This is a genomic window from Psychromonas sp. MME2 (assembly GCF_040566515.1).
Lineage (GTDB): Bacteria > Pseudomonadota > Gammaproteobacteria > Enterobacterales > Psychromonadaceae > Psychromonas.
On the sequence record NZ_JBEWXI010000004.1, the window covers coordinates 1 to 10320 of the forward strand.

General features: G+C 38.7%; 11 protein-coding genes. 2 read left to right on the top strand and 9 right to left on the bottom strand.

What is annotated here, in order from left to right; genetic code table 11:
• Positions 1-176 precede the first annotated feature (176 nt).
• Positions 177-500, top strand: a complete 324-nt coding sequence (locus AB1A03_RS05895; RefSeq protein WP_354623682.1) for a hypothetical protein — start codon at positions 177-179, stop codon at positions 498-500.
• 157 nt (positions 501-657) lie between these two features.
• Positions 658-870 (top strand): 50S ribosomal protein L31, encoded by a 213-nt coding sequence (rpmE, locus tag AB1A03_RS05900; protein WP_354623683.1) that lies wholly within the window; start codon positions 658-660, stop codon positions 868-870.
• A gap of 132 nt (positions 871-1002) precedes the next feature.
• Here the strand turns inward: rpmE and AB1A03_RS05905 are convergent, their stop codons facing one another.
• The 9 genes from AB1A03_RS05905 to AB1A03_RS05945 form a co-directional block, all read right to left on the bottom strand.
• Positions 1003-1767, bottom strand: coding sequence for an alpha-E domain-containing protein (locus tag AB1A03_RS05905; protein WP_354623695.1), 765 nt, complete (start codon positions 1765-1767; stop codon positions 1003-1005).
• Entirely contained in the window at positions 1758-1931 is a 174-nt protein-coding gene (locus AB1A03_RS05910; RefSeq protein WP_354623685.1) for an alpha-E domain-containing protein, read from the bottom strand. The genes AB1A03_RS05905 and AB1A03_RS05910 overlap by 10 nt, the downstream gene beginning before the upstream one ends.
• A gap of 1 nt (position 1932) precedes the next feature.
• Positions 1933-3387 (bottom strand): circularly permuted type 2 ATP-grasp protein, encoded by a 1455-nt coding sequence (locus tag AB1A03_RS05915; protein ID WP_354623686.1) that lies wholly within the window; start codon positions 3385-3387, stop codon positions 1933-1935.
• A gap of 47 nt (positions 3388-3434) precedes the next feature.
• Positions 3435-4313, bottom strand: a complete 879-nt coding sequence (locus AB1A03_RS05920) for a transglutaminase family protein (protein ID WP_354623688.1) — start codon at positions 4311-4313, stop codon at positions 3435-3437.
• Positions 4310-6820, bottom strand: coding sequence for a circularly permuted type 2 ATP-grasp protein (locus AB1A03_RS05925; protein WP_354623689.1), 2511 nt, complete (start codon positions 6818-6820; stop codon positions 4310-4312). Before AB1A03_RS05925 ends, AB1A03_RS05920 begins: the two co-directional genes overlap by 4 nt.
• 262 nt (positions 6821-7082) lie before the next feature.
• The gene (locus tag AB1A03_RS05930) at positions 7083-8981 is read right to left on the bottom strand and encodes a transglutaminase family protein (protein WP_354623697.1); all 1899 of its coding nucleotides are present in this window, start codon (positions 8979-8981) and stop codon (positions 7083-7085) included.
• Positions 8966-9352, bottom strand: a complete 387-nt coding sequence (locus AB1A03_RS05935; protein ID WP_354623691.1) for a transglutaminase family protein — start codon at positions 9350-9352, stop codon at positions 8966-8968. Before AB1A03_RS05935 ends, AB1A03_RS05930 begins: the two co-directional genes overlap by 16 nt.
• Positions 9349-9924, bottom strand: coding sequence for a transglutaminase-like domain-containing protein (locus tag AB1A03_RS05940; protein ID WP_354623692.1), 576 nt, complete (start codon positions 9922-9924; stop codon positions 9349-9351). The genes AB1A03_RS05935 and AB1A03_RS05940 overlap by 4 nt, the downstream gene beginning before the upstream one ends.
• Positions 9921-10238, bottom strand: coding sequence for a transglutaminase N-terminal domain-containing protein (locus AB1A03_RS05945; RefSeq protein WP_354623693.1), 318 nt, complete (start codon positions 10236-10238; stop codon positions 9921-9923). Before AB1A03_RS05945 ends, AB1A03_RS05940 begins: the two co-directional genes overlap by 4 nt.
• Between the last annotated feature and the right edge of the window lie 82 nt (positions 10239-10320).

The window sequence follows — 10320 nt, forward strand, 5'->3', positions numbered from 1 at the left end:
CAGTTATTGACGGCATTTACCTTTCGAGCCCGGCAATATTCACATTATATTGAACATGAGAGTAGTTTACGTGCAGCTGCTTTGATGGCCCTTATCCTGAAATTAAGCAAGGTCATGCGAGTATTTATTATTTTTTACCTGTTAAGGATAAGCATGAACATCTACAGGGTAAAAAAATGGGCTGGTGGAAAGACAGGTGGTTTAGCTATGGAGAGGGGGCTTATTCTCCTATTGTCGGTGATGAGCTGGCGGTGAGTGATGGTCATGTCATTGCTAATGATGCAGCGGATGAATTTCATCATTACCTACAGCGACACCTAAATGATAAGATTAATAGCCTTGCGGTACTTGATAATATATCAGAGATTCATAGAGTTATATTTAACTATTGTGAGTTAAAAGAGGGGAAATCACGAGCTAATAGAATGGCGCTTTGTAAGCAAAGGTATACACCTGCATCATTATTAGATGCGGCATTAGATTTACTTATGGTTGGTTAATATTTGCTTACTTAAAAGGCAATTTTATACTGTGCTTTTATTTTTGATTCATATATAATCCGCCCCTGAAATTTAACGATAAATACGTGTGGTACTTTATTGGATGAAATAATTCATGCAAATAGAGCAGCGACACGGCCCAATAGAGGTTTTCCAAATGAAAAAAGCAACTCACCCAGAATATGAGCAAATCACTGCAACTTGTTCATGCGGTAACGTAGTTAAAGTTGGCTCAACAGCTGGCAAAGATTTAGCGCTAGATATTTGTGGTGCATGTCACCCATTCTACACTGGTACTCAACGTGTTATTGATACTGGTGGTCGTATTGATAAATTCAAAAGTCGTTTTGGTTCACTTAAAAGCAAATAATCCTTATCGATTATCTGTTTTTTCGAAACGAGTTTTAAAAGGTGCCGATGGCACCTTTTTTTTATCTTTTTATGGTGTGAATTTATCGATGATATTAAAAACTCAACCAATCTGAGCTTTTTAATGTAAGGATTATTCAGTTACTTTTAAAAAATAAAGTCCAGCTAAATCATTATGGATGCCCGCTAAAGTGATCTGAATCTCATCCATGTATTCATGCAAGTTACCTTTTTTAAGCGTTGCAACATCATCTGCTGCCAAATCACTAATGGCTTTATCAATAGGTATGATTATTTCCTCAGAGTTAGGCAAAGAGGTAACTAAAGACTTAACTTGTTCTAAACAATACAAAATAGATCTCGGGAAAACATGACTGTGCAATATAAATTCAATAACATCTGCACGTTGAACACGTACGCCCATCGCTTGACGATACATTTGATAAGCGCTCATTGAGCGTAATAAACTAATCCATTGAATGTTTTCATAGGGTTTAGCTTCTTCACTGGTAATCAATGTAGCTGAACGAATATCTAATATGCGCGAGGTCATATCTGCACGTTCAATCATTAATCCGAGACGAATAAAAGTATAACCGAGATCGTGATTAATGGATGCATCGAGAGAGCCGAATATTTGGTGCGCAGAATTAATGATAGTTATTAAGTAGGTAAATCTTTCTCCCTTGCTTAAACCATCATTTTGATTATCTTTTACATAATAATACAAAGAATTTATCGCTTCCCATACATCTCTGGGGATGACATCTCGAATAGTACGTGCACTTTCTCTAGCACAACTAATCGAATTTAAAATAGAAGAATAGTTATCTTTTCCAACTAATAGGAAGCGTAACGCTTTAGCTTCAGAAAAATCTGAGTGCTTTTCTAGTAAGATTGACGTGCTCCAATAATATCAATTAACGGTTCCCAACCCGTACTCACCCCTTTCGGTAAGTCCATCATTAACATATTATTCACGTTAATTAAGCGAGCAATATTTTCCGCACGTTCAATATAACGAGAGACCCAATATAAAGTTTCACCGACTCTTGATAACATATTATTTATCCTCCTCGTCTACTATCCATGTATCTTTGCTACCGCCACCTTGCGATGAATTCACCACCAACGAACCTTTTACCATTGCAACACGTGTTAAACCTCCCGTTGTAATTTGTGTTTCTTTACCTGATGATAAGATAAAAGGTCTTAAATCTACATGGCGACCACTAGGTGTAGAGCCCTCTAATGTTGGAACCGTGGATAAATTTAATGTAGGTTGAGCAACCCAGTTACGGGGATCTGCTTTTATTTGTGCAATCGTTTTCGCTTGTTCTTCTTTGTTTGATTTTGGACCAATCAATAATCCATAACCACCTGATTCATTAGCTGGTTTAACGACTAATTTATCGATATTTTTAATAACGTGATCGCACTCTTTTGGGTCAAGACATTTAAAAGTAGGCACGTTTGCTAATTTGGCTTCTTCCCCTAAATAATACTTAATCATCTCGGGTACATAAGCATAAACAACTTTATCATCTGCAACACCTGCACCCGGGGCGTTAACCAGTGCAACATTGCCCCTGGACCAAGCACGCATTAATCCAGGAACACCTAACTGAGAGTCAGCTAAAAATACTTCTGGGTCTAAGAAAAGATCATCAATACGACGATAAATAACATCGACACGTTGCAAACCAGTGATGGTTCTCATATAAACACAATCATCGTTTTCAACGACTAAGTCACGACCTTCTACAAGTTCACAGCCCATCTGTTGAGCAAGGTAACAGTGTTCAAAATAAGCGGAGTTAAACACTCCAGGTGTTAATACCACAACTTCAGGTTTATCTTGTGGGCGCGGTGACATTGCGGCGAGCATATCGAATAGTTGAGAAGGGTAATCGTCAACTGGCAAGATAGACACTTTTTCAAATAACGCGGGGAAAACACGCTTCATCACAGAGCGATTCTCAAGCATATAAGAGACACCAGAGGGGACTCGTAAGTTATCCTCCAGTACATACATAGTACCATTACCATCTCGAACTAAATCTGAACCACAGATATGAGCCCAAATTTTATTAGGTGGGTTGATGCCTACACATTGAGGGCGGAAGTTTACTGATTTCTCTAATAAACCTTTTGGAAATACGCCATCTTTAATTATTTTTTGATCGTGATATAAATCATCAATAAAGAGGTTTAGCGCTTCAACACGTTGTTTTAAACCAACTTCGATACCTTGCCATTCCGTTTTCCCAATTGTCCGAGGAATTAAATCGAGCGGCCAAGCCCTATCAATCATGCTGCCTTCATTATAAACAGTGAAGGAAATTCCCATTTCTTTAATGGCCAAATCAGCGACGGCCCTTGCTTTCTTTAATTCTTCACTTGATAAATTTGAAAAAAATTGAGCTAACTGCTTTCCGTGTGGTCTCACATTTCCTTTATAATCGATTAATTCATCAAAAAAACCATTTGTTTGATATCCTTTCCAATCAATTTTCATACACTTACCGCCTTGTTATTGCTCATATTTATATATTGTCATAAAAACTAATCCAATCGAACCATATCGACCGCTACATCTAATAATTGTGAACCACCACCAAACACCACACCTTTAAGTGGTGTGACATCTGAGAAATCTCTTCCTACTGCTAAAGTGATGTGTTGATTAGTCGGTAACGCATTGTTAGTTGGGTCAAAATCAACCCAACCATAATTAGGCACAAAAACAGCAAACCAAGCATGTGTTGCATCGGCGCCTTCTAATTTTACTTCGCCCTCTGGCGGTAGCGTCTCAATATATCCACTGACATATCTCCCTGCTAAGCCAATGCTTCTCAAACAAGCTAACGCAAAGTGTGCAAAATCTTGGCAAACGCCCCTTTTTTGTGCAAAAACAACGCTTAAAGGAGTGCTAATCGTAGTAAAACCAGGATCATACTGAAAGTCATGAAATATTCGTGCCATTAAATCAGTACAGGCTTCAATTAAATTTTTACCCTCTGTGAAAGAGGTTAATGCATAAGCTCGAATTCCCGCTTCTAAAGGAGTAAATTGGGAAGGTAATACAAATTCGGATACTTTTAAAAGCGTTGTTGTATTAGGTGTAGTTAATAATGCTTTGACTTTTTCCCAAGGCATATCAACTGCACTGAGATTGGGATTTTGTTGTTCTAACAACTCCACTTCACTGACCATTGTCACGGTCAGTTCTCGGTGCTGTTTTGCTATTTCAAAGACAGTGACTTTGTTATTAAAATAATCAGTATATTCATGCAAATAACTGCTTGGCGGTAGTATCTCAATATAACTACTATGGCAGATTTGTGACTGGTTTGTTTTTGGCGTTAAGCGAGCCTGATTCTGGCATAAGCTAACAAAATCAGCATAACGATAAGTAGTAGAATGTTTTATTTTATATTTCACGATTGTGCCTGCTCAATATTAGTCCAATTCAATTTAGTCGCGGTTTGTGTATGGGAAAAATATTGTAATAGTAGTACATCACAAAAAGTATTTAAGTTACTTCGAATATGGTGATTAAATTCTATTAATTGCAAACGCTTTGCATCGGTGCTTTTTTGTAAATAATCTCTTTCTGTCACGTAACATGTCGTTTTGGATAAAAGGATTGCTTTTTCATGTGCGGATATGACACCTGGACGACGTTTGGTCGGTAAATGTTGGCATAATAAACTAATTTGCTCTAATTGAAATAATAGCGATCGCGGGTATTCTGCATCTAATAATAATAGTTCTAGTCCCGTTCCTATACTTTGATGCATTCTATAACGACGCTTATGTGTAACCAGACTGACCTGAGAAGTTAACACTGACTCTAATAAACCAATCTCGGCAGATTCTTCTAGCTCTTCGGTCAATAGAGCTGCGCTTAATGATGTAATTTGTATGCTGCGCTCAACTCGATGGCCCATTTCTAAGAGGAACCAACCGTTACTATTTGGCATGCAATCAGCAATTGAGCCATTAAATGCCATAATAGAGCCGATCACTTTATCAACGTGACTTTGTAATGTGCGTGATGACCTATCTTCAGTGAGCATTTTTAATGCATCAATTTGCTCATTAATATCATCAAGAATACGGCGGCTATCGTAAGATAATAACTCTTGAACCTGCACTGCGGCATTAGATAAATATTTTAAAGTATTAATAATACTACCCGCACATTGTTCATCCGCAAGTAGTTGAAAAGCCATCTCTTTCGCATCAGCAAGCGAGCATTCCTGTATTACAATTTCCTGTTCAATATAAGGATAAACAATATGTTGTGATCGTATTGCAGTATATAAACGAGTTGCAATAGAGTGGCGTATAATATCTGAGTAAATAGATAGTTCGGTATATCGTTCAATGAATACGCGTAAAATACGCACGGTATTTTCACATCGCTCTAAATAACGACCTAACCAAAAAAGGTGTTCGGCCGTCCGGCTAGAAATAACCCCTTCTAATAAGGTGACATCCATTCGTTTGCGAACAGGAGTAGGGGGCATAGGTTCGACGACGCTACCTTTACCAGAGGTATATATCCAGGTATCTTTTATCCAACCAGATGTATCAGGATGATCACTGCCGTCATTAGAGAAACAGAGAGCAGAGGGTAATACTTCGACACCATGTTCAGTGCTTATTGCATAGCATCGAAAAATCACCTGTTTCGAAATTAGTTGGTTATTACTCCAAAAAGGTGCTCGACTGAAAATGGGTTTATCTTGAAAATAATAATGTTCAGGGTGTTTATCGATCGCTAATTTTATTTTTTCAATATCAGTTTTTCCATCTAATTTAAATAGAGGGTCTTGATAACTTCTTAACTCTAGAGACCGCCAATCTAATAATGCAGCATCAGAGATAGCATGATAAGAGGGCTGGCCTAATAACAATGGTGTTTGTAATAGAGCTTGTGATAACTGTTCCAAATTAAACTGCACGGCTGGAGAGGATAATATGCCGCTTCCAAACGGATTCAATACTTTGACTGTATTTTCTCGTACAGCCTGTAACAGACCCGGAATGCCATGTAATGAATATTCTGTTTGCTCTAAGGAGTCAATGCATCGGTCAGGTAGCCAGCGTAAAATGACGTTAATTTTCCCCAAACCCTGTAAAGATTTTAAGCATACTTCTCCATTTCTCACGGTTAAGTCAGCACTTTGTACTAATGTATAACCAAAATAAGTAGATAGAAACGCATGTTCATTATAATTGGGATCGTCTATGCCTTGGGTAAGAATAACAACTCGGGGGTCATCCATATAATGAGTATATTCATTGATTGTTTCTTGAAAGGTTTTTAAGAAATTTTTAATCTGTTGTACATTACATTCAGCAAACTCTTCTGCCATCACTCGACGAGCAATAATACGACTTTTTAGTAACAGTCCAAGGCCAAGGGGACATTGGCAATGATCCGCTAAGACTTTGAATTGACCCGAAGGAGTACGGTATATATCTACAGCGGTAAAAAATAACTTTAATTCATTACTCGGCAGACTAAAACCTTCTCTGAGATAATTTTTATCTTGAAATAATTTCTGAGCGGGGAGCGAGCCGTCAATCAATAATTGTTGTTTACCATAAATATCTTGTTGGATGATATTTAATAGCGTTGTTCGTTGTTTAATTCCAGCTTCAATCGAACTCCAATCATCCTTAGATAACATAAAAGGTAATGGATTAAATTGCCATTGTTGATTACTTTCAAATTTGATATTACCCGTTTGCAATAATTGGCTAATTTCGATAGCTCGACTATTAACCTCTTCAGCAGTTAAGTTAGATAATCGATTAAACAACGTATCCCAATGTTCTGGATTCAAGCCACTGTAGTTAACTAACTCATCATGGTTGTGTGATTTATCGAGGTATAAGGATAGCCATTCAGGCATAGTACTATTTTTAATATACAAGCTGATCGCACTCCATGTTTAAGAAAATAATTGTCATTGTATAAATTGGATTGGCAAAAATTCATCATCCCACTTTAATTAATTTAAAAGTGGAATGATACAACTATTGATGCTTATTTAAAGGAAGGTTGTCGACGTAGATCTAATGTGTTTGGGTAATCGAGGTTAGTACTTTCCTCTTCAGGAACAACAAACTCACTGACCCCTGCATTGCTAAAACGATGCGTTACTGCCGATGGTGTCCAACTTGCTTGATCTGAGTTCAGTAATGAAGGTGTATGTCCATGTTCCAGAAACGTGCTACACGTCGTCCTTCAGCTTCAAAGGCATTTACAGGTAACGATTCAGGATTACGTCCACCAGCATGGCTAACGTGATACACAAAACCACCTAATGAACGTCCTTCCCAGGTATCAATCAAATCGAACGTAAGCGGTGCATGCACACCGATCGTTGGGTGTAATGCCGTTGGTGGTTGCCATGCACGGTAACGAATACCGGCAACCATTTCATCCTTCGCTTTACCTTTAACAGCTTTAAGGGGAACCCTGCGACCATTACAAGTAACGATATAACGGTCACTCATTGTACCTTGTACTTTGATTTGTACCCTTTCTAACGAAGAGTCTACATAACGCGCCGTACCTGAGCCCGTTGCCTCCTCACCTAATACATGCCAAGGTTCAATAGCCGTTCTTAGTTCTAATGTGACATTATCCAGTTCACGCGTACCACAAACTGGGAATCTAAATTCAAAGAAAGGGTCTAACCAGCTTAATTGGAATCCAAAACCCGCTTGTTGTAAATCACGGCTTACTTCTGCTAAATCATTTTCAACATATTGCGGTAATAAGAATTTATCATGCAATTCTGTCCCCCAACGAACGAGAGGTTTGTGATAAGGCTTCTTCCAGAACCAAGCTAACAGAGTACGTAACAGTAACATCTGTACTAAGCTCATTTGTTCATGAGGTGGCATTTCAAAGCCCCTGAACTCTACGATACCTAAACGCCCCGTTGCCGAATCAGGTGAATATAACTTATCAATGCAGAACTCAGCTCGATGCGTATTGCCGGTTAAATCGACCAATAGATTACGTAATAATCTATCTACTAACCAAGGAGCAGGCACTTCACCTTCAGGCATATGTGAGAAGGCAATTTCCAACTCATACAATATTTCATCACGCGCTTCGTCTACCCTTGGTGCTTGGCTTGTTGGGCCAATAAACAGACCAGAAAATAGGTAAGATAGTCCTGGATGATGCTGCCAATAAGTAATGAAGCTTCTTAGAATATCTGGGCGACGTAAGAACGGACTTTGATCAGGTGTTTCACCCCCTAAGGTTACGTGGTTACCACCACCTGTCCCCGTATGGCGACCATCAGCCATAAATTTATCGGTGCCTAAACGTGATTGTTTAGCTAAACCATATAAGGTTGTTGTTCTTTCAACTAATTGCTCCCAAGATTTAGACGGATGAATATTCACTTCGATAACGCCAGGATCTGGCGTTACCGCGTATTTTTCAACACGACTATCTTTAGGTGGTGTATAGCCTTCAATTACTACAGGTATTGCTAGCATTTTAGCGACACTTTCAACGGCAGTTAAAATCGCTAAATAATGTTCAAAGTGACTGGTTGGCGGCATGAAGACATATAAGCGTCCGCATCTGACCTCAAGTGCCAGTGCCGTTTTAATCATCTCTTTGCCGATAATACCTTTTTTCGTTTTCTTGGTTTTCGCAAAGCTATCAGGAATATCAAACGGGTCGCGATCGATAATATTATCTGACCAAGGAAGACTATCTAAAGGTAAACGATAACCTAATGGTGATTCACCAGGTAATAAGAAGCAGTGACCACGTTTAAATTCCCAAACGCACGACTGCCAACAATGTTTGCCATCATTCCATTGTAAAGGCAGCACATAACCAACTGGTTTTTCTATCCCTTTTTCCATTTTAGCTAAGAAACCTTTACGGCTCATTGCATCTAATACTTCAGGTTGTTTTGGACCAATTTCAGTAGGTAAAGACGCTTCTTGCCACATATGGTAAAGAATATCTTCGTAAGCAGTGGTTAAGGCTGCTTTACCTAACCCTAATGCATCACTTAACTTTTCAGCAAATTTCTTGATCTTTATGATTTCTTTAATTTATAATCTTTATTGGGATCTGCTAATAAGTTGGCGTCTTTCCATAGTGGCGCACCATCTTTACGCCAATAACAGCCGTACTGCCAGCGAGGTAAAGGTTCACCTGGATACCATTTCCCTTGACCGTAATGAGTGAAACCGCCTTGCGTAAAGACTTTATTCATTTCTAAAAACAGATGATGTGCTAAGACTCTTTTTTCTTCGCCATCGGCTGCCGTATTCCATTGCGGGTGTTCCATATCATCAATAGAGATGAATGTCGGTTCGCCACCCATGGTTAAATGAATGCCCTCGTCATCATAAATATGATCAACTTTTTGCCCTAAACGGTTAATGGCAGACCACTGTGCTTCTGAATAGGGTTTTGTCACACGGGGATTTCATGTACGCGAGTTACTTTGTTGTAGAAACTAAATTCTGATTCACACTTATCGATACCGCCCGTTACTGGTGCTGCAGAGCTGGTTTCTGGTGTACAAGCTAATGGTATATGGCCTTCACCAGCAAATAATCCAGAGGTTGGGTCAAGACCAATCCAACCTGCACCAGGAATATAAACTTCAGTCCAAGCGTGTAAATCAGTGAAATCCTCTTCAGGGCCGCTTGGTCCATCTAATGATTTTTGATCAGAGGTTAGCTGCACTAAATAGCCTGAAACAAATCGCGAAGCTAATCCTAAATGACGGAATAGTTGTACTAATAGCCAAGCTGAATCACGGCATGAACCCGTTTTTTTAGTGAGCGTTTCATTGGCAGTCTGAACACCAGGCTCTAAACGAATACCGTAATCCACTAACTCATAGATCGCCTTATTCACTGCTACTAAAAAATCGACACTACGTATCGGCTCTTTAGGTGTCAAAGAGGCAACTAAACTCAATAATTTCGGACTGGCTTTACGTTTTTTTAAATAGGGAGCAGTTTGCCTTTGATGTTTTGTCATAAACAAATGGAAACTCTTCTGCATACTCTTCTGAAGAAGAAATCAAAGGGATTAATGACCGTCATTTCAGCGACTAGATCAACAGTAAAAGCTAACTCTGTCGTCGGTTCATTAAATACCACTCTAGCCTGATAGTTACCAAAGGGATTCTGCTGCCAATTAATATAGTGATTCTGGGTGATCTTTAAAGAATAACTCTTAATTTTAGTACGGCTATGAGGAGCAGGCCGTAAACGAAATATATGCGGCCCCATTTTCACAGAACGGTTATATTTATATTCGGTATGGTGTGAAATACCAACAGTAATTGTCATCGACTAATTCCCCTTTGATGATATGAATCTGATATAAATAACATGAAAATGTCATTTGGTGTTGATATATTGCATTATTTAT

Bases quoted from the DNA above. Each gene is read 5' to 3' on its own strand.
- AB1A03_RS05915 (WP_354623686.1), bottom strand. From the start codon at position 3,387: ATGAAAATTGATTGGAAAGGATATCAAACAAATGGTTTTTTTGATGAA.
- AB1A03_RS05895 (WP_354623682.1), top strand. From the start codon at position 177: ATGGGCTGGTGGAAAGACAGGTGGTTTAGCTATGGAGAGGGGGCTTAT.
- AB1A03_RS05945 (WP_354623693.1), bottom strand. From the start codon at position 10,238: ATGACAATTACTGTTGGTATTTCACACCATACCGAATATAAATATAAC.
- AB1A03_RS05940 (WP_354623692.1), bottom strand. From the start codon at position 9,924: ATGACAAAACATCAAAGGCAAACTGCTCCCTATTTAAAAAAACGTAAA.
- AB1A03_RS05910 (WP_354623685.1), bottom strand. From the start codon at position 1,931: ATGTTATCAAGAGTCGGTGAAACTTTATATTGGGTCTCTCGTTATATT.
- rpmE (WP_354623683.1), top strand. From the start codon at position 658: ATGAAAAAAGCAACTCACCCAGAATATGAGCAAATCACTGCAACTTGT.